Consider the following 20,053-nt stretch of genomic DNA (forward strand, 5'->3'; position numbering starts at 1 on the left):
GATATGTACAGAATCTGCAAGACCGAATTACTAACTTCGACTTGTTTATCAGTCACTTTAAAGTTGAAAATGAAACTGGAAAGAATCTTGCAAAATTAATTGTAAATATTTAATATACTTTATATAAAACCAGGTTAAGCATGATTTTTCTAAATCCTATGCCTTGATTTTTGAAAAAGTAGGCTGTGGATTGATAAAACATAAAGTATATACCTGCAGAAAATGACCAGCCGATAAGTTTGATGAATAGCGCAAAGGTGTAAATCCCTGGCTCCTTAAAGCCATTTAAAATGAAAAATACCGATGTGAGTAAGCTAACCAATACATTCCATAAAAAAATGGGTTTGTATATAGTTAAGGATTTTTTGAGTAAACCAACCGACATGATTTAAAGATATAAAATCATAACGATAAATTTAGTTTCGCGTTTTAGTAATGGCCTCTTAACGATTGTATTTCTAAAATAATAATTTCGTTTTCAGATGAAATTTCATAGACTAATCTATGTTCTCTATTTATTCTTCTAGACCAGGAGCCTGTAAGATTATGTTTTAATGGCTCTGGTTTACCAATGCCAGCAAAGGGATTTAATTCAATCGCTTCTATCAAAGCTGATATTTTCTTTTGGATTAATTTATTTCCAGATTTTCGCCAATATTCTAGATCTTCAATTGCACGTGGAGTATAAATTATTTCCACAGGTCTGACGTTTTGATTTTAATTCCTTTACCATCCTTAATGTCTTTTCTACCTTGCAATATCTTTTCTACAAATTCCGGATCATAAGGTGAATCTTCAGCTTTTCTAAAACTTACTTTCAATAGCTTTAATACTGCTTCAACAGCTGTTAGTTGCTCTGTATTTTTTGTTTCTACAATTAGTGTTGCCATATACAAATTTAACTATTATTTTTTAACCTGAGTTAAAAGTTACTGTTAAACAAAAAAAGACCAGCATTAGCCGATCTTTTAATATTTGGTATGCATCTAACCCCTTATCCTAAATAAGATTTTAAGATTTTGCTTCTTGAAGTATGACGCAAGCGTTGTAATGCTTTATCTTTAATCTGACGAACACGCTCGCGTGTTAAGTTAAATTTCTCACCAATCTCCTCTAACGAAAGTGGGTGGTTAGAACCCAAGCCGAAGAATAAAACAATAATTTCTCTTTCCCTTTCGGTTAAAGTAGATAAGGAACGTTTAATTTCTTCCGATAAAGATTCGTTGATCAATGAGCTATCCGTATTTGGTTCATGGTTTTCCAATACATCCAATAATGTATTTTCTTCACCTTGAACAAACGGGGCATCCATAGATACGTGACGGCCTGAATTGCTTAAAGTATCTGAGATTTTATCAACCGTAGTTTCTAAAATATCTGCCAATTCTTCCGGAGAAGGCTCACGTTCATATTCTTGCTCAAGCTTAGAAAAAGCTTTGCTGATTTTACTTAACGAACCTACCTGATTTAAAGGCAAACGTACAATACGGCTTTGCTCGGCAATAGCCTGCAAAATAGATTGACGGATCCACCAAACCGCATAAGAAATAAATTTGAAACCTTTAGTCTCATCAAAACGTTTTGCCGCTTTAATCAAACCTAAATTGCCCTCATTAATTAAATCGCCTAAAGTTAAACCCTGGTTTTGATATTGTTTTGCAACAGACACAACGAAACGCAAGTTGGTTTTGGTTAACCGCTCTAATGCAGCCTGATCGCCCTCACGAATCTTCCTTGCTAAAATTACTTCCTCTTCTGCCGTTATTAAATCTACTTTACCAATTTCGTGCAGGTATTTGTCTAACGACTGACTTTCACGGTTGGTAATGGATTGCGTTATCTTGAGTTGTCTCATTTATACGTTTTGTGTGCTCTTTTAATTATTGAAGTGTGCAAAGTTACGAAATTGAATTGCAATTTGAAAGGATAAAATGCTGAAAATGTTACCGTTTGCACACGTTTTTTCTATTTTTACTTACAACAAAAATCATTCCAATAAAGTTTTTGGTGTGTTTTAATGTTCTGATGTATCTATATCTGCTTTATAATAATTATTTATTGTAAATCAATAAATATATTTTGATTATTAATAATTTTATTTTATCGTTGTACAGTAAATTTTAAATAAATATGACCTTTCTGTTTCTCCTGATTAAATAGAGAAATACAAAAAAGGTATTTTTTACTGCCTAAAGTCAATATGATTTTATGTCAGTGACGTAAACATTATACAGAAGGCAAAAAACTGAACATTTTACACATTTTATGAACAAGCTTATAAAGATTTTTAGGTACGCCGGATTTTGTTTGATTTTTATCGCGCTCACGTCTATAGCCAATCATTTAATTGATGCTGTGGATCATTATCATGCAGGAACGCTTTCGATTAACTTAGTTGAAAATAACGTAGTGCAGGAGGTAAAAACCATTGGGAAGGCCAGGTTTACCAATAGCCATATCGGTTCATACGCATTTAAACCAACGTTAAAGCAGGCTATTATTTTATCGGGCGCGGGGATTGATGGCCTTGGTTCTCATGCTGCTTTTTATCTCATCCTGGGAAGTATAATACTTTTTATAGCTTACAAGCGGCCAGAATGGCTCGAGAACTTAACCGAATTTAAATTGTGGCAATGGGTAGGCGCAGGTATTATTTTATTTTTTAGCTTAAAATTTCTTTCTTTTTGGGCCATGAAAGGGTATGTTGAGGATTTGACTTGTAAAGCATTTAAATATCAGCCTATAATAGCTGAAAATATCAATTTGGGGGTAATTTCGCTCATTGCTATACTTAGCGTAATTTACGAGCTGCTTTCGTATTCCAGAAGCCTTAACAGGAAAATGATTTAACCATTTAGGTTAAATGAAAACATTTTAATTTTATTTACTCAAATGCCTATTATTATAAATTTAGATGTGATGCTCGCCCGTCGCAAAATGTCGCTTACCGAGTTGAGCGAGCGGGTGGGGATAACGATGTCTAACTTATCTATTCTGAAAACAGGCAAGGCAAAGGCCATCCGCCTGGAGACTTTGGAAGCCATTTGTGCAGTTTTAGATTGTCAGCCTGGTGATATTCTTGAATTCCGTGCTGAATAAACCTCGCAGGTTTTCAAAATCTGTAAGGTTTGAATATTCCCAAGAATCAGCTGCCCTGGTTACATAAACCTGATAGGACGGAAAGCCCGGAGCGCAGCGAGGACTTGGAGGGATAGCAGGGCAGGAGGCTGCCATAAGCAGAGAACGCTTCGTTTCCAAAAAAAATTGTCCAGATAGATCTCTCCGTTCCGCTGCGCTACAGTCGAGATGACGATTTTTCTGATGGTTTTGGAAAAGATGGTAAATAAAAAACCCTTCCAATTTTCATTGAAAAGGTTTCAGTATGATATACGCTTTTTGCTTTAGTCTTTCAACTTTTAGCTTTAGCTTATGCTTTTTCAGCCAAAACTTTGGTTACTAAATCGGCTGCTTCTTTTAAAGCAATCGCTGAATAAACCTGTAGGCCAGACTCATCAATTAATTTTTTAGCTTCTTCGGCATTTGTACCTTGTAAACGGCAGATAATTGGCACAGGGATATTTCCAATTTCTTTATATGCATCGATAACACCCTGAGCAACACGGTCGCAACGTACAATACCACCAAAAATGTTGATCAGGATCGCTTTAACGTTAGGATCTTTCAAAATAATATTAAAAGCCGCTTTAACGGTTTGTGCATTTGCAGTTCCGCCTACGTCAAGGAAGTTAGCTGGCTCACCACCCGCTAATTTTATAATATCCATGGTAGCCATTGCCAAACCTGCACCGTTAACCATACAGCCTACGTTACCATCAAGGTTAACGAAGTTCAGGTTGCTCGCACTGGCTTCAACTTCCATTGGATCTTCCTCGGTAACATCACGCATTGCAGCATAATCAGGGTGACGGAATAAACCGTTCTCATCCAGATTCACTTTGGCATCTACCGCGATTACTTTATCATCAGAAGTTTTTAATACCGGGTTGATTTCGAACATGGAAGAATCGGTTGCTTCGTAAGCTTTGTATAAAGCAGTTACGAATTTTACCATTTCTTTAAAAGCATTACCGCTAACACCTAAGTTAAAGGCAATTTTACGTGCCTGGAAACCTTGTAAGCCAACTTTAGGATCAATTTCTTCTTTGAAGATTAAATGTGGCGTGTGCTCGGCAACTTCTTCGATATCCATACCGCCTTCGGTACTGTACATGATGATATTACGGCCTTTCGCACGATCTAACAATACAGAGATATAGAATTCTTTTGTTTCAGAAGCACCTGGATAATAAACATCCTGCGCCACTAAAACTTTGTTCACTTTTTTACCTTCTGGTCCGGTTTGAGGAGTTACCAATTGCATGCCGATGATGTCGGTAGCACGTTGTTTAACCTCTTCAAGGTTTTTGGCCAATTTAACACCACCACCTTTACCGCGGCCACCAGCGTGGATTTGCGCTTTAATTACAACCCAATCAGAGTTGTAATCGGTTTTCAGTTGCTTAGCGGCCTCAACAGCTTGTTCAGGAGTATCGGCAACTATTCCTTCTTGAACGTTAACACCGAAACTTTTTAATATTTGTTTACCCTGGTATTCGTGAATATTCATCTGTTTATATTTTTGTCTTTATCTGTCAGATGGAGCCTTTTACTATAAAGATGGTTACTTTAACAGCATCGGGTTCATTTGCTACAAAATTTGCCCAAAGCTACAATTTCACAGCCTTTAAACAAATAGAATTTGCCGATTTTTTAATAAAATGAACGTTTTATGTTAAACGGGAAATTAGTACCTCTAATGTGCGGCTGTTTATAGTGTCCCGCTGATTTCGTAGAGATGCGCAGAGATTTTTATTTGAAAGTGAGCGGGCAGTTCTTCGTGGCGGCTGGTAGCCCTGCTTTCTGCTATAAGTCCTCACTACGTTCCGGGCTTACCGCTGCAATCAGGCTTAAAAACAATGTTTGTTAATGCCAAACGCAAAAAAAATATTTCCTCTGCGTTAACCATCTTAAATCTGCCCGAACGAAACGTTAATGGCATCGGTTAACTTCCTGCAAACCGCGTTCCGAAGATCCCAACGGCCAATTCTGCCCAGACGAGGAATAAGGCTATCAATATGACAATGAGAACTATTGTTCTTAACGTGCCACTTTTCAAGTTCCTGATGACAAGCTCCAGGGCCAATCCGGTGCTGAATAATAAGGCGCCGGCTACCAGAAAATCGGATAAATCCCACTTTACTTCAGTTGTAAATTGCATGGCGATCAGCGGAATGCTTAAAATTAATATTACAACGCCAAATATAATGGCGATACGTGTTGATGGTGACTTAAATGCTGACTGTAGATTTTTCATAATTTCTAAGGTTTAATATACGATTAATTAATTTTTAATTACCCCCGATGCGTTTGCATCAGGGGAAAATTTCCAACTGAGGTTGGAGAGGTGGAGCGGTTAATTATACAGGATTTTTAAAATAATGGGCTTGTTAGTAACTGGGCTAAAAAATCTTTAATCCAGTAAGTTGAGCTATCCGTTTACACATTGATACAGTTAATTGGTATGTGTTTCATTAATTGTTAAATCAAAAATTTTATTGATAGCCACGTTCAGTGCAAACCATGCTAATGCGAAGAGTGCTAATATCATTACAACACTTTTGTCCAATCTATTCATCTTATTTTTTATTTAGATCAAAATATTTCGCTGTATTCCAATCCTGCAAATTCCATGATAACCAGCTTTCCTGATGATAACGCTCTTTAAAATAACCGATTCGTTGATCCAGTTTTCTCATTAAAGCTTCTTGTGGCTGGTCTACTTTGGCAATTTCCGAATCGTTATTGGTTGAGGGATGTATTTTTGACCGGTTTTTATCTAAAATAGGCAAGGTCTTTTCTGATAAAGAAGTGAGGTAGTAAGGATCGATAGAAACGGTGTCGACGTGATTGAGGTTGTATTTTACAATTAAAACATCCCAATTGATAAAGGTAAATGCCAACAGCATAGCAAACCATACATTTCCGTTTACTTTGAAGAGATAGAATATGGTTTTCTGTTTAGCTACTTTAAAATAAACCGTTGCCAAACCAATAATGCAAAGGGTGGCGAATACTAAAACACCGATCCTTTTATGGGTTAAACCGTGAAATTCGATATAGTAACCATCACGGATGAATACGGATAGGATCAGGATGAAATTCTGAACCATCCAGGCATAGGCCAATGCCCTTAGCGTTTTACTTTTTGGGTAAAAATTTAAATTTCCCCTGAAATAGTATAAGATTACTGCCATGGCCATTACAATGCTAAAGATCAATGAATTTGTGCCCTGGTGCAGTTCACCTGAGAAATTGCCCGTAGGTTCGTAGCCAAACCAAAGTGTGGTAATGTCAATGGTATTTAACATTAGCAATAGCAGGTTAAGCGCAGCGAATGAAATGACACCAACGATATACTCTGTTTTCAATGCCATTTTCCGTGTTAACATGTTGCCTGTAAATGTTTTTGCGATATTATACCATATTGTTTTCTGTCCCAGGCTTCTTCTGATCCGGTGCAATTGTTCTTTACATTTCAGCTCTGCTTTTTCAAGGCTTTTATCAAAGAAAGCAAGTAGTAAACCTCCTGTTAAAACCAATCCAAAACATAAATGCATAATGCGTTCAAAACTCAGGTCTTTAAAAAAGAAGTGTAGTAATTGATCTAAAAAGTCGCCAATGTGAGTTAAGATGGTTTCTGCATAATGTGCAAAAACATTATTTGCAGCTGCATAAAGGCATGAAAATAGGATTACAATGATAACCGGTACGAAGATATATTTAATCAGAGTGAAAAAGGGCTTAAGGCTCACATTGCCCATACTGATTTGGCTGAGTTGTTTTATAGCATTAAATGGTACGGTGACCATCTGAAGAATGGCCGCTAAAAAAGCAGTAAAAACGGTCCTGATTTGTTGTTGATGACCAAAGCCAATAAATAGCAATAAACTGATGTAATAAGTTACCACGGATAAATCAGAATTGTTAATAACCACTAATATCGCTGCCAGCAGGTGTGCCAAGCCGTAAATTTTTAGTTTGGTACTTTTAATCACATCCGGATTAATAAAAGTGATTGCCAGCAGATATATACCGTAAATAAGCAGATTGAGCGCAAGTCTTTCTTTCCAAAAAAGAAAAGTAAACAGCAGGCCGCCCAGTAGGGTAGAGAGGAGTAATAAGTTGGATTTTGTTTTCATTTTGTTTAAGGTTTATAAATTGAAATAGCTTAGGATGAAAATGTACAGGAGTACTAAAGGAATATTTAATAGCATCCAGATGACCGTAACTATGGAGTTTCTCCAATAAGACTTATTGAAAATAAGCTCTACTAAAATTATCGCTAGCACGAAGACGTTTAAAATCGCAGCTCCAATTGTAAAAACAGCCCCCGCTATCATTAAAAAAAGAGAGTTTGATATTAAATAGGTTACAAATATCAATGTTGCAACAAGCGCAGAATAGTAAGCTATTTTTTTGCCTAAGTAATTCATTTGAGGTTCAGGTATTTCTTCCATTTTAATGTTTTAAAAGTGCTTTGAAATTCAAAGTTAAAGTTCAAAAAAAATAGCTTACAGCTTCCTGATCATTTTTTCGAGCGCATCTAAATGCGCCTTAAAAGCTTGCCTGCCCAATTCGGTGATGGAGTAGGTAGTACTCGTTTTACGCCCAATAAAACCTTTGTGTACCTTAATAAATTCTGCCTGTTCTAATGTGTTCAGGTGTGAAGCCAAATTTCCATCCGTTAATTCCAGCATTTGTTTTAGGTCATTAAAGCCAATTTCATTGTTTACCACCAGCATAGACATAACGCCCAGCCTGATCCGGCTATCGAATATTTTGTTTAAATCTGCTATCGGGTTTTTCATCGTTACTGACCTCGCTCATATTTAAAATACATTAAAAGACCATAAACAATGTGTAGTATGCCGAAGCCCAAAGCCCAGAAAATTAATCCATAACCCACATAAAACATACAGATCAAGCCTAATATCACCTCGCAAAAGCCTAAATAACGGATATCACTGTAGGTAAACTTACTGGCGTTAATCAAGGCCAAACCATAAAAAATGAGGCAGCTCGGCGCGATAATGCTATAGGTATTTGGGTGGTTGATTAATAAAGCGATGATAAATAATCCTCCGGTAAACAAAGGGATAAATAAGTTGATTAACAGTGATTTAGAGGTTTTATCCCAGATTGGGAGATTGTTTTTCTGACTTTTTCTGTAGGTAAATAAAACACCGCCAGCCAAAGCAATTACCAAAACAAAGAGCCCTAGTTTGATCAGGTTAAATTCGAGATCCATTTCCCCATCCACGCCATAACCATAACCTCTTTTATTAATGAATTTGTTGATTTCATCATTTGCAAAATAAGCACCAATTAACGCTATCGCACCTGCGAAAACACCTGATAGACCACTCAAAGAAATAAATCTTGATGACCTGTCCATCATATTTCTGATATCTTTTAAGGTACTTAGTTGTTCTTCCGGGCTTTTCATTTTTAAAAGTGCTTTGTTTTTCAAAGTTATATAAAAAATTGAGATTTGCAAATCTTTTTTGGTTTTTTCCTCCGGGGGGATTGCACAGATAAATGGATTACACAGATTTAAATTTTTAACTTCTGGGATTGGTTTCTGATTTTTGCTATGCCTTCAGCTTTATGCCTTGGTCGTAATCATCCCACTTTAGTTTTTTTCTTTTGTGCTTTGGCCTTTCTGCTTTGGTCTTTCCGCTTTAGTCTTTCCTCTTTCCGCTTTAGTCTTTAGTCTTTCTGCTTTGGTCTTTCTGCTTTTTTACTAAATTTGAACCATGCTAAAAGCCACTGGAATCAGAAAATCGTACGGAAATCTGCAAATTTTAAAGGGAGTAAATTTTGAAGTACAAAAAGGGGAGATTGTGAGTATTATTGGTCCATCTGGTGCCGGGAAAAGTACTTTGTTACATATTCTAGGTACATTGGATAGGCCTGACGAGGGATCTGTAGAATTAAAAGGTACGGTTATAAATAAACTGAATGGCGATTTGTTGAGTAATTTCCGAAATCAGAATATAGGTTTTGTATTTCAATTCCACCATTTGTTGCCAGAGTTTAGTGCAATCGAAAATATCTGTATTCCAGCGTTTATCGCTAAAACGAGCAAAAAGCAGGCTGAAAATAGGGCTTTTGAACTTTTAGATCTTTTCGGACTTAAGGATAGGGCGCACCATAAGCCCAATCAGTTGTCTGGCGGTGAACAACAACGCGTGTCCATAGCAAGGGCATTGATCAATAGTCCCTCAATTATATTGGCTGATGAGCCCTCTGGAAATTTAGACTCCGAAAATGCAGCAGGATTACACCAATTGTTTGTGAGTTTGCGTGATAATTTCCATCAAACGTTTGTAATCGTTACGCACAACGAACACCTGGCCAAAACCAGCGATCGGGTGGTGAGCATGAAGGACGGATTGATTGTATAAGATTATAATTATTCTTTCATTCAGTCATTCCATCATTCACCAATTTATTCATTCAATCATTAAATTTTGAAAATACTTATTACAGGCGGCAATCATTCAAAAGCTTTAAAGCTGATGAAAGCCTTTCCTACCCATTTTGTTTTATTGGCCGATTATGGTGATGTACCGGGTATGGTAACTGAAAACTATGCGTTTTCATCGCTGGGACCACTTAATAAAGATAGTATAGCGCATATTTTATTAAATTTTTGCATTTCTGAGGGGATTGATAGTATTATTCCGTTACATCAATTTGAGGTTGAGCCGATTGCTAAGTCGGCTGTACTTTTTGGCGAGTATGGCATTCAGGTTTTATTGCCTGATGCGAGTTTAATAGCAGGTTATATAGCTAACGAACAAACTACTTTTCAAAATTTTGCGGTCTTTGTAAAGGGAGAGTGCATATTTGCCAGCGGAAAGGAAATTTTTGTCAGTACTGATGAAAAATTAAACGGGGTGTTCGGATACAATGTTGCTGATGATGAACTGAAACTTTTTACAATTTAATATGGAAGCCGATTTATACGTTAAAGACAAGCAGCTGGTATTTTTTGAGCTGGATGATGTGTTATTTCCGGAGAAAGATTATTTATTACAGGTTTATTATCTGTTTGCCCAGTTTATAGAGTATACCGAGCAAAAAAACGCACAGCCCATTCTGGAGTTTATGCGTAACGAATACGAAAATATTGGCACTGAAAATCTTTTTCAGAAAACAGCTAACCAGTTTGGCATTGATACCAAATATGAATATAATTTCAACCTCCTGCATCAGAATGCCCGTTTGCCCTTAAAGCTTTTGCTTTATAAAAATATGCTCGAATTTATGCAGGCGCTGGTTGTAGACCGTAAAAAAATTGTAATTGTAACGGCAGGTAATCCTGAGCAACAGCTTAATAAAATTAGGCAGACTGAATGGAATGGACTAGAGCAATATCTTACCGTGTACTTTGTTGAGGAACTGGGGCAGCCAAAAGCGGAAATTTTTCAGAACATATTAAGCGACAACAATTTATTAGCCAGCCAGGCGTTAGTTGTTGGTGCAAATAAATTTGATGAGCAACAATCCAAATCAATTAATTTGCAGTATATTGTATCATTAGAAATTTACAAATAATATGCTTAGAAAATTTATTTCGCAGAACACCTTTTTCTGTGCTTTGATTATTGTGCTTGGGTTTACAGCATCCTGTAAAAAAGCGGGTAATACTCCTGATAGCAATATTAATGGGGAATCGAATCTTTTGCAGACACCAACCAGCGATAGATCACTACTAACCAAAGATTCGATTTTTTTATATGCTAAACAAACCTATTTCTGGAATGTTGGCATGCCTAATTACGATACCTTTAATCCAAGGCAATATAGCTCAAACAATGCAATTATTGCAGCAATTAAGGCTTTGCCAAGCACCGGCGGAAAAGATAAATATTCATTTATTGATGATGGATCTGTAGCCAGTCAGCTGAGTGGGGTGGGGGGTGATTATGGCTTTTCTGCAAATTTCGACGCAACTGACCTTTTGCGGGTTAAATATGTATATCCAGGCTCTCCTGCTGATTTAAAAGGTTTAAAGCGTGGTTATCAGTTAGTTAAGGTTAATGGAGGCGGAACTTCCAGATCAAGCAGTACTGATATTGCTAATCTGAATGCTTCTATATTTGGCGACAATCCTTCAATTTCATTAACCTTTGTTAAACCAGGTGGTGGCACACAGGATATTGTTATCAACCGCGCCAGTTATAATATCAATCCTGTTTTATTTACCAATACCTATACTATAGGTGCAAAAAAAGTGGGCTATATTGTATTTAATAGTTTTACCACCAATGCTGCTGCTGCTTTGGATGCCGCTTTTTCGAAATTTACTACAGATGGTGTTACCGAGCTGGTAGTAGATTTAAGGTATAATGGTGGAGGTTCTGTGGCTACTTCCGAATTGTTTACCAACTTAATTGCGCCGCCAGCGCAAAACGGTAAAGTGATGTATACTACTTACTGGACACAAACCATGCAGGACAATCAGGCCACTATTCTTCAAAACCAGAAGTTCTATGCCAAAGGTAATGATGGTGTAACGCGGATGTATTCCTATTTTGATTATTCTTATAAACCAACGGCTGCAGCCGGCAACCAGGAAATTTTCGCCAAGCGCGGAGCTTTAAACGGTTTAACCCGCGTTTATTTTCTGGTTACCAGTGGCACGGCTTCTGCCAGCGAGTTATTAATCAATAACTTAAAGCCAGTAGTGGATGTTAAATTGATCGGTAAAACCACTTATGGCAAACCCGTAGGTTTCTTTTCCATTCGAATTGATAAAAACGATTTATATATTCCGCAGTTTCAAACCAAAAACCAGTTAAATCAGGGCGATTATTTTATGGGGATGGCCGTTGATAAAGATGTTGCAGATGACCTGACCAAAGATTTCGGTGACCCATCAGAAAAAATGCTCGCGCAGGCTTTGTATTATTCCGCCAACAATAACTTCTCTGCACTGGCTAAAGATAATGTAATTAGCAGTACTTCCGGTGTAGGTAGACAACAAATAGATGCTGCGAACGAAAAACTCGATCATGAGTTTAAAGGAATGGTCGAAACCAGAAAACTGAGGTTTAAATAATTGATAATATTTTGTACCAAAATGGCCGGTTTTGTATTCCAAATCTGGCCATTTTTATATATTTATTACAATATCTGATCAAATAAGTATTGCATTTTTTTAAAAAAATTAATAAGCTTGTTTAACATTAATCGTTAAAGAGAGCCATGCCGATAGAAATTGTAGAAAAGGAACACATCAGTTATTTAAATATTATCAATGCAAAAGAAGATCATTCTCAGGAACTGAAAACCAAGCTTGCTGAAGCGCAAAGATTGGGTAATGAATTTAAATCAAAAGCCGTTATTACTTTTAATACGACTATTGGACCAAAACGTGTTGATACTACCGTTTGGGCAGTCACAGAAAAATACATACAGCTCAAAAACAATATTCATATTCCATTAAAAAGTTTAATAGATATAGATTTTTAAGCTTGCTTTAAGGAAATAAAATCATCCCGAATTTATTTAACCTTATTAGATGATGAGCACGCTACATAAAATTGCCTTAACTTTTATTAAGTCTATTGGCCCGGTAACGGCCAAAAACCTACTGGCCTACTGTGGAAATGCCGAAAATGTATTTTCTGCAAATAAAAAGCAGCTTCTGCAGATTCCGGGCATTGGAGAAAAAACAATTGAAGCCATTCGTGGTAGCGATGCGCTGACGAGGGCCAGGCAAGAGTTGGATTTTGTTGAAAAGCATGGAATAGAAGTATTGTTTTTTTCTGACGAAAAATATCCTAAAAGGCTAAAGAATTGCATCGATTCACCCATACTGCTTTATGCCAAAGGTACAGTTGATTTTAACCAGCAACGGATCATCAGCGTTGTTGGAACCCGTAATGCAACAAATTACGGTAAAAACCTCTGCAAGGAACTATGCGAAGTTTTAGCGCCATACAATGTGTTAATCGTGAGCGGACTGGCATATGGTATTGATGTAACCACGCACAAAGAATGTCTTGCCCATCATATCCCAACCGTTGGCGTACTTGGCCATGGCTTAGATCGGATGTATCCAAAAATCCATAAAGCGGTGGCTCAAAAAATGGTTCTGAATGGAGGTCTGCTCACCGAATTTCCAATCCTAACCAATCCCGACCGTCCTAATTTTCCGCAAAGAAACCGGATTATTGCGGGTATTGCAGATGCTACGGTTGTAGTTGAAGCATCTATTAAAGGAGGTGCATTAATTACTGCAGAAATAGCAAATTCTTATAATAAAGATGTATATGCTTTTCCAGGTAGAACGAACGATGTGTTTTCGGAAGGATGTAATTTTCTGATTAAGACCAATAGGGCCGGATTAATTAATAATGCCAACGACCTGATCTATTACCTTGGTTGGGATGAAGAATTGAAGGCCAAACAGCATGTTAAGCAAACTACCCTGCAATTAAGTCTTACCGCTAATGAGCAGGGGGTTGTAGATGCTTTACAAAATGGTCAACTTTCCATAGATGAACTTTCCCTTCAGTTAAATATTCAGCAAAGTAAACTGGCTATTGTTATCCTTACCCTGGAGATGCAGGGCATTATTGTTTCTTTGCCCGGGAAAATTTATAAACTGGCATAAAACGATATCCTCACGGTAAAACCTATTATTTGTTAAAAGTTGAATGTTGAGATCTAATTTTTGATTTAGAAATAACCTCCTTTTAGAGAGTGGGACGAACAATTAAATCGCATTTTACCCAATAATCAATCTATAATGCCGATCATAATTGTAGATTATAAAATTAAATTCTTTTGAAATTAAATTTTAAAAATTATGTTTTGAATAAAATATAGTTTATAAAATACTTGATGCCTTTTCTTAATTTTGTGACATGTGGTACAATAATATTCTAGAAACCATCGGTAATACACCTCTGGTTAAATTAAATACGATAACAAAGGGAGTTCCGGGAACAATTCTGGCAAAAATCGAAACGACTAATCCGGGCAATTCGATTAAAGACCGTATGGCGGTTAAAATGATTGAAGATGCCGAGAAAAGCGGGAAGTTAAAACCAGGCGGAACTATTATAGAAGGTACATCAGGAAATACTGGAATGGGCCTTGCCATGGCGGCCATTATTAAAGGTTATAAATGTATCTTTACCACAACTGATAAACAATCGAAAGAAAAAGTAGATGCCTTACGTGCCTTTGGTGCCGAGGTAATTGTTTGTCCTACGAATGTCGATCCTGAAGATCCCCGTTCATATTATTCTGTTTCCTCACGTTTGGAACGCGAAGTTCCAAATTCCTGGAAACCCAACCAGTATGATAATTTAGCCAATTCACAGGCTCATTATGAACAGACTGGTCCCGAAATATGGGAACAGACAGAAGGTAAAATTACGCACCTGGTGGTTGGCGTAGGTACAGGTGGAACCATTTCCGGAACAGGGAAATATCTGAAAGAAAAAAATCCGAATATTAAAATCTGGGGAATTGATACCTATGGTTCAGTTTTTAAAAAGTATAAAGAAACGGGTATTTTTGACAAGGATGAAATCTATCCCTACATCACTGAAGGCATTGGCGAAGATTTCCTTCCGGCAAATGTAAATTTTGACGTGATTGACCTGTTTGAAAAGGTTACAGATAAAGATGCTGCGTTAATGACCCGTGATATTGCACGCAAAGAAGGAATTTTTGTGGGTAACTCTGCTGGCGCTGCAATTGGGGGCTTAATCCAGTTAAAAGATCAACTAAAGCCGGAAGATGTGGTGGTGGTTATTTTCCATGACCACGGTAGCCGTTACATGGGCAAAATGTACAATGAAGACTGGTTGCGTGAACGTGGATTTTTACAGGACGAAAAACTAACGGCGAAATCAATTTTGTCTAAAAAAGAAAGTACAGAGATTGTAACCCTTGATGCACAAAAATCTGTGCTTGAAGCCATAAATACCATTAAATCAATGAATATATCTCAAATTCCGGTAACCCAACAGGGAATGATTGTGGGTAAAGTTGCTGAAAGTGATATTTTAAGTGCCTTATTGGAAAATCCGGGATTGAAATCGGCGCCGATTTCAGAAATTATGACCGCTACTTTTCCTTTTGTAGACCTGAATACTTCCATTGATAAAATTTCTTCACTGATCAATAAAGAAAATTCAGCCGTTTTAGTAGAAGATGAATCTGGAAAGATCGAAATTATCACCCAGTATGATATTATTAATGCGATATCAGTGTAAAATTAATTTCGGTTTGTGAGGACACAAACTGAGGCATCTGATGTAAATATGAAATGAAGTAAATAGATCGTCATTTCGAGCGTGGTGCAACGCAGTCGAGAAATCTGTCTCGAGAATAGATCTCTCCATTTCGCTGCGCTTCAGTCGAGATGACGCTACGTTTTTAACTCTTTCAATGGGTAACGATGAGCAAGGCAGTTCCTACGATCGTCCTCCTGAACTTGTTTCAGGATCTTTATAAGCTGATTTTGATTATAATATTGCCTCTAGGTAGCTTATATCGGCTTTTTGATCAAGCAGCGGTCACCCTGAACCGAGCCTTAGCGAGCTCACCGAAGGTAATTAATTTCGGTGTCTTAATGTTAAGAATAATAGATGCTGAAATAAATTCAGCATGACGATTCTCCTTATAAAGTAACCATAAAAAACGCCCAGATAAATTTTACCAGGGCGTTTTTCGTTATGCTATTTCGCTTTGGTTTTACCTTAAGCCTTAAACCTTCTGCCTTCAACCTGATTAGTGGCTCGGCGCATCGGCATTTACACGCTTAATTTGCGCGCCTAAAGCACGCAAACGGGTGTCGATATCCTGGTAACCCCGCTCAATCTGTTCAATGTTATAAATGGTCGATTTACCTTCTGCAGATAAAGCTGCAATCAGCAAGGAAACGCCAGCTCTGATGTCAGGAGAAGTCATGCTGATCCCGCGGAGTTTGTATTTTTTGTCGATACCATTAACCGTAGCACGGTGCGGATCGCAAAGGATAATCTGTGCGCCCATATCAATCAGTTTATCCACGAAGAATAGGCGGCTTTCAAACATTTTCTGATGAATGAGTACATTTCCTTTTGCCTGCGTAGCTACAACCAATACAATACTCAATAAGTCAGGGGTAAAACCCGGCCATGGAGAATCGGCGATGGTTAAGATAGAGCCATCAATAAAAGTGTCAATTTCGTAATGTTTTTGAGATGGTATGTAAATATCATCACCACGGCGCTCTAATTTAATACCCAGTTTTTTGAAAACCTCTGGTATCACGCCAAGTTCATCGTAACAAACATCTTTAATGGTAATTTCCGATTCTGTCATCGCTGCCATGCCAATAAAAGAACCAATTTCGATCATATCAGGCAGCATTCTATGCTCGGTTCCACCTAAAACCTTTACACCTTCAATGGTTAGTAAATTAGAACCAATGCCCGAAATTTTTGCACCCATGCGGTTTAGCATTTTGCAAAGCTGTTGTAAATACGGTTCGCAGGCTGCATTGTAAATGGTAGTGGTACCTTTAGCCAAAACCGCCGCCATAACAATGTTTGCCGTTCCGGTTACCGATGCTTCATCTAACAGAATGTAGGCGCCCTGTAAATTGGTGGCATCTACATTAAAGAAAGCCTTTTTGCTATCGTAAACAAATTTTGCGCCCAGTTTTTCGAAACCGATAAAGTGGGTGTCCAACCTTCTGCGACCGATCTTATCGCCGCCTGGTTTAGGGATAGCAGCCTTGCCAAAACGAGCCAATAATGGTCCTACAATCATGATCGAACCACGTAAGCCACCGCCTTTGGCTTTAAAAGTATCAGATTCAAAGAAATTTAAATCGATATTTTTAGCTTCAAAGGAATAGGTATCTTTATTAATGCGTTCAACAATAACGCCCAAATCGCCAAGTAATTCAATCAGTTTGTTTACGTCTTTAATATCAGGAATATTACTGATGGTTACTTTTTGTTCGGTCAGCAATACTGCAGATAAAATCTGTAAAGCTTCGTTTTTGGCACCTTGTGGAGTGATTTCGCCTTTTAATTTAATTCCGCCGGTTATCTCAAATGCGTTCATATATTTTGTAGTAATTAGTATCAAGTAGTAAGTATTAAGGTCAGGTAGACATTTAACCTTCCGCCTTTTCACCTTCTCACTTTTACCGTTTCTTAATATTTGGGTTTATTGTTGTTGCGTTGACGGTTATTATTGTTATTGTTGTTCTGGCGGTTTTTACCGTTATTGTTATTATTGTTGTTTCTTCCCCGGTTATTGTTATTATTATTTTGACGTGGATTTTGCGCTCTAAACTCCACTTTTGCCAAATTAACGCCTTCATCTAATGATAACAGTCCGCCAGAAAGATATTTTAGATCTTTAATAATGGTATCATCACTCACGTTATCCTTATTCCAGGTAACATAAGCCATTTTCATAAAATTTGCAATGCTTTGAACCATGGCCTTCTTAATTTCTGGATTTTCCTCGCGCATGGCTTTTTCGATTAGATTCTCAACCGTTTTGCCGTAATGTTTGTAGGTAATTCTTTGTTGAGGATAGGCCAGAGGAGCTGGTTTAATATAAGCATTTTCGATTAACGGCTTTGGATATGGGCTATCTACATCTATCTGGTAACCAGAGATAATGTGCAGGTGATCCCAAAGCTTATGTTTAAAATCGGCAACATCACGCAGATGTGGTTGCAAGAACCCCATCAGGTCGATTACTGCCTGGGCATATTTATTACGTTCTTCTATGGTGGGCAATTCGCAGATATACTTCACCATGTTTTGTACGTTGCGGCCATATTCAGATAAAATTAAATGGCTACGCGTAGTATTATAGTCAAAATTCATGTACAGATAATTAATGGGTAAATTTTCCGGCGATACGAATTATGAAATAACCAGAGGAGTTTAGGTTATGAATTCACCGAAATGTCTATTGCCGGACTTTCGTTTTATATAGTCAAAGATAATGAAATTATTTGATTTGTGATATGCTTATCGAAATTGTGATAATTTAATTCAGTGATTTACTGGAAATGTTCCTTCTTTAGTTCTTGGCCCTTTCAGCCCCGTTATCCGCTATAGTCCTGATGAAGGATCAGGAGCTGCCGCTACTACCGGGTTTATTTAACCAAGGTTTGTGCCTATCGGGAAATAACATGTCCGGCGCCAATGTGCTAGAGCCGTTTTAAGCATTCATATCCCTGGCTAAAGCCAATCTGTAAAGTGTTAATGCAAACCCACTATAATTTTCATGTAAACCGGTATTTCCGTGCAATTAATTAATAGCCTACCTGTCTCAATGATCATAATCCCTTAATGATAAGTGCCTTAAACCTCATCACTATTTTTCGGGTAATCAAAAAACACCAGTTCTCCTGTTCCTTTACTTACCATTTGCCATGAATCAAAAGGAAAAGAAATTAATACCATACCTGCAGTTGGAATGTTATAAATGTCGGCATCGCATAACTCGTTTGCAAAATCTGTAAAACCAGGATTATGACCAAACATCACGATATGATCCGCGCCATTATTCAAACGATTAACTACTTTAAGTAAAGCGGTGGTATTCGCCTCGTAAATAGATTCTTCGAACTGAATGTGGTCTATATTGTAGGCTTCTGCAAAATATTTAGCGGTAGATTTGGCCCTTTTTGCCGGGCTGCTTACCATCAGGTCGACGTTAAAACGGCGTTTGATTAATCTTTCGGCCATTTCTGGTGCATTTTCTTTGCCACGTTTGTTCAATGGACGATCGAAGTCACTTAAATTTGTATTTCCCCAGTCCGATTTTCCGTGGCGGACGAGAAGTAATTGTTTAGCCATTTAATTTCTCTTTGATTTTGTTAACGATGGTTTCAGGCTTAATCAAGTCTATATAGTTTTCAACACCGCAAAGGCAGGGTTTGTTTCCATATATAGAATTTGGCCTTGCCGGATGATCAATCTGAATACAATCGTTTTCTCGTTGTCCATATCCTAAAAAACCAGCGTAAGGATGGGTTGGCCCCCAGATAGATATGACAGGTATACCGACAAGTGACGCCATATGCATGCCGGAGGAGTCCATGCTTAACATTAAATCTAAGTTGGAGATAATGGCAAGTTCTTCCGTTAAATTAAAGTTTCCAATTAAATTATAAGTGTTCTGATACGTTTTGGCCCATTTTTCGGCAATGTCCTGCTCTGATTTACCACCTCCAAATATAAAGAGCTCATAACCTGATTGGCTTAATAAGGCAATTACTATTTCCATTTTTTCAAACGGATATACTTTATAGATATGCTGTGCAAAAGGAGAGATGCCGATTTTTTTTGTGGTTTGATCGCTAAACAATGCTTTTGCCTTTTCGGGTAAAGCCTGTGCTGACTTGTTGATTCTGTGACTGAGTTTAATGCTAAAACCTAATCCGCGGAAAACATCGGCATAACGCTCAACAGTTTGTCTGAGCGGCTTAAATATCTTTTTAGTGGCACGGGTTAAGGCTTTTTTCTCCGCTCTTCCCTTGTCTATCCGTCTGATTTTTGTTCCTGTTAAACGAAAAAAAGTAGAAATTGTCCTGCTTCTTAAATTATCATGTAAATCGGCTATAGCATCTGGCTTGTAGCGGCGGAGTTCCTGATAAAGTTGATATAGTCCACTTATCCCTTTATGGATGGATTTTGGTTGGATAGGATGGAAAAGCAAATTGGGAATATGTTCAAAAAAAGGTTTAAAAGCCGGCCGGCTAACCATAATGAGCTCAACCGTCGGATTCTGCGCGCTAAATTCTTGTAAAACAGATGCCACCATAGCCACATCGCCCATTGCTGAAAAACGTAAAACGATAATTTTTTGGGTTGTTGACATGTTTTTCAAGTAGGTCGTCATTGCGAGAAGGCGTTTTCAGCCGACGAAGCAATCTTACAAC

General features: G+C 37.6%; 22 protein-coding genes. 9 read left to right on the plus strand and 13 right to left on the minus strand.

From position 1 onward, the window contains the following. Nucleotides 1-429 precede the first annotated feature (429 nt). The 3 genes from ACFE6N_RS09325 to ACFE6N_RS09335 form a co-directional block, all read right to left on the minus strand. Nucleotides 430-699, minus strand: a complete 270-nt coding sequence (locus ACFE6N_RS09325) for a Txe/YoeB family addiction module toxin (protein WP_378935820.1) — start codon at nt 697-699, stop codon at nt 430-432. Beyond that, nucleotides 690-890, minus strand: coding sequence for a DUF2683 family protein (locus ACFE6N_RS09330; RefSeq protein WP_378935822.1), 201 nt, complete (start codon nt 888-890; stop codon nt 690-692). The genes ACFE6N_RS09325 and ACFE6N_RS09330 overlap by 10 nt, the downstream gene beginning before the upstream one ends. Before the next feature lie 104 nt (nt 891-994). Further along, complete coding sequence (locus ACFE6N_RS09335) at nt 995-1,855, minus strand: RNA polymerase sigma factor RpoD/SigA (protein ID WP_010601359.1); 861 nt, start codon at nt 1,853-1,855, stop codon at nt 995-997. Between the two features lie 410 nt (nt 1,856-2,265). Between ACFE6N_RS09335 and ACFE6N_RS09340 the strand changes: the two genes are divergently transcribed. Continuing rightward, complete coding sequence (locus tag ACFE6N_RS09340) at nt 2,266-2,850, plus strand: hypothetical protein (protein WP_378935825.1); 585 nt, start codon at nt 2,266-2,268, stop codon at nt 2,848-2,850. A gap of 42 nt (nt 2,851-2,892) precedes the next feature. Further along, entirely contained in the window at nt 2,893-3,099 is a 207-nt protein-coding gene (locus ACFE6N_RS09345) for a helix-turn-helix transcriptional regulator (protein ID WP_090982160.1), read from the plus strand. 328 nt (nt 3,100-3,427) lie between these two features. On the opposite strand, the gene sucC is transcribed toward ACFE6N_RS09345, so the two are convergent. From sucC to ACFE6N_RS09375, 6 genes are all read right to left on the minus strand, one after another. Beyond that, nucleotides 3,428-4,627 carry an ADP-forming succinate--CoA ligase subunit beta gene (gene sucC / locus ACFE6N_RS09350; RefSeq protein WP_090982162.1) on the minus strand — a complete coding sequence of 400 codons (1,200 nt, stop codon included), beginning with the start codon at nt 4,625-4,627 and terminating at the stop codon, nt 3,428-3,430. A gap of 435 nt (nt 4,628-5,062) precedes the next feature. Then, complete coding sequence (locus ACFE6N_RS09355; protein ID WP_134203897.1) at nt 5,063-5,374, minus strand: hypothetical protein; 312 nt, start codon at nt 5,372-5,374, stop codon at nt 5,063-5,065. A gap of 322 nt (nt 5,375-5,696) precedes the next feature. Then, entirely contained in the window at nt 5,697-7,259 is a 1,563-nt protein-coding gene (locus tag ACFE6N_RS09360) for a DUF4173 domain-containing protein (protein WP_378935828.1), read from the minus strand. Nucleotides 7,260-7,271: 12 nt separating this feature from the next. Continuing rightward, a complete protein-coding gene (locus ACFE6N_RS09365) occupies nt 7,272-7,577 on the minus strand; it encodes a hypothetical protein (protein WP_378935830.1) in 306 nt (101 codons plus the stop codon). 54 nt (nt 7,578-7,631) lie between these two features. Then, on the minus strand, nt 7,632-7,928 hold the full coding sequence (locus ACFE6N_RS09370; RefSeq protein ID WP_090982174.1) for a transcriptional regulator: 297 nt from the start codon (nt 7,926-7,928) through the stop codon (nt 7,632-7,634). Nucleotides 7,929-7,930: 2 nt separating this feature from the next. Next, complete coding sequence (locus tag ACFE6N_RS09375) at nt 7,931-8,566, minus strand: hypothetical protein (protein WP_378935832.1); 636 nt, start codon at nt 8,564-8,566, stop codon at nt 7,931-7,933. A gap of 310 nt (nt 8,567-8,876) precedes the next feature. Between ACFE6N_RS09375 and ACFE6N_RS09380 the strand changes: the two genes are divergently transcribed. The 7 genes from ACFE6N_RS09380 (at nt 8,877) to ACFE6N_RS09410 (ending at nt 15,365) form a co-directional block, all read left to right on the plus strand. Further along, nucleotides 8,877-9,527 carry an ABC transporter ATP-binding protein gene (locus ACFE6N_RS09380; protein WP_134203895.1) on the plus strand — a complete coding sequence of 217 codons (651 nt, stop codon included), beginning with the start codon at nt 8,877-8,879 and terminating at the stop codon, nt 9,525-9,527. 66 nt (nt 9,528-9,593) lie between these two features. After that, entirely contained in the window at nt 9,594-10,073 is a 480-nt protein-coding gene (locus tag ACFE6N_RS09385) for a hypothetical protein (RefSeq protein ID WP_378935834.1), read from the plus strand. 1 nt (nt 10,074) lies between these two features. Beyond that, the gene (locus ACFE6N_RS09390; RefSeq protein WP_378935836.1) at nt 10,075-10,683 is read left to right on the plus strand and encodes an HAD family hydrolase; all 609 of its coding nucleotides are present in this window, start codon (nt 10,075-10,077) and stop codon (nt 10,681-10,683) included. 1 nt (nt 10,684) lies between these two features. Continuing rightward, nucleotides 10,685-12,190, plus strand: coding sequence for a S41 family peptidase (locus ACFE6N_RS09395; protein ID WP_378935838.1), 1,506 nt, complete (start codon nt 10,685-10,687; stop codon nt 12,188-12,190). A 146-nt stretch (nt 12,191-12,336) separates the two neighbouring features. Next, complete coding sequence (locus tag ACFE6N_RS09400; protein WP_090982182.1) at nt 12,337-12,603, plus strand: hypothetical protein; 267 nt, start codon at nt 12,337-12,339, stop codon at nt 12,601-12,603. A 52-nt stretch (nt 12,604-12,655) separates the two neighbouring features. Then, nucleotides 12,656-13,750 carry a DNA-processing protein DprA gene (gene dprA, locus ACFE6N_RS09405; RefSeq protein ID WP_378936228.1) on the plus strand — a complete coding sequence of 365 codons (1,095 nt, stop codon included), beginning with the start codon at nt 12,656-12,658 and terminating at the stop codon, nt 13,748-13,750. Nucleotides 13,751-14,003: 253 nt separating this feature from the next. After that, entirely contained in the window at nt 14,004-15,365 is a 1,362-nt protein-coding gene (locus ACFE6N_RS09410) for a pyridoxal-phosphate dependent enzyme (protein WP_378935840.1), read from the plus strand. 517 nt (nt 15,366-15,882) lie between these two features. Here the strand turns inward: ACFE6N_RS09410 and murA are convergent. The 4 genes from murA to ACFE6N_RS09430 all read right to left on the minus strand — a co-directional run bounded on the left by murA (nt 15,883) and on the right by ACFE6N_RS09430 (nt 19,992). Further along, nucleotides 15,883-17,208, minus strand: coding sequence for a UDP-N-acetylglucosamine 1-carboxyvinyltransferase (murA, locus tag ACFE6N_RS09415; protein ID WP_090982190.1), 1,326 nt, complete (start codon nt 17,206-17,208; stop codon nt 15,883-15,885). Between the two features lie 92 nt (nt 17,209-17,300). Beyond that, nucleotides 17,301-17,987 (minus strand): DUF4290 domain-containing protein, encoded by a 687-nt coding sequence (locus ACFE6N_RS09420; protein ID WP_090982192.1) that lies wholly within the window; start codon nt 17,985-17,987, stop codon nt 17,301-17,303. Nucleotides 17,988-18,470: 483 nt separating this feature from the next. Beyond that, nucleotides 18,471-18,968: a SixA phosphatase family protein gene (locus tag ACFE6N_RS09425; protein WP_378935843.1), complete on the minus strand. Its 498-nt coding sequence runs from the start codon at nt 18,966-18,968 to the stop codon at nt 18,471-18,473. Further along, entirely contained in the window at nt 18,961-19,992 is a 1,032-nt protein-coding gene (locus ACFE6N_RS09430) for a glycosyltransferase family 9 protein (RefSeq protein WP_378935845.1), read from the minus strand. Before ACFE6N_RS09430 ends, ACFE6N_RS09425 begins: the two co-directional genes overlap by 8 nt. Nucleotides 19,993-20,053 lie beyond the last annotated feature (61 nt).

Source organism: Pedobacter sp. BG31 (assembly GCF_042464845.1).
Classification (GTDB): domain Bacteria; phylum Bacteroidota; class Bacteroidia; order Sphingobacteriales; family Sphingobacteriaceae; genus Pedobacter; species Pedobacter suwonensis.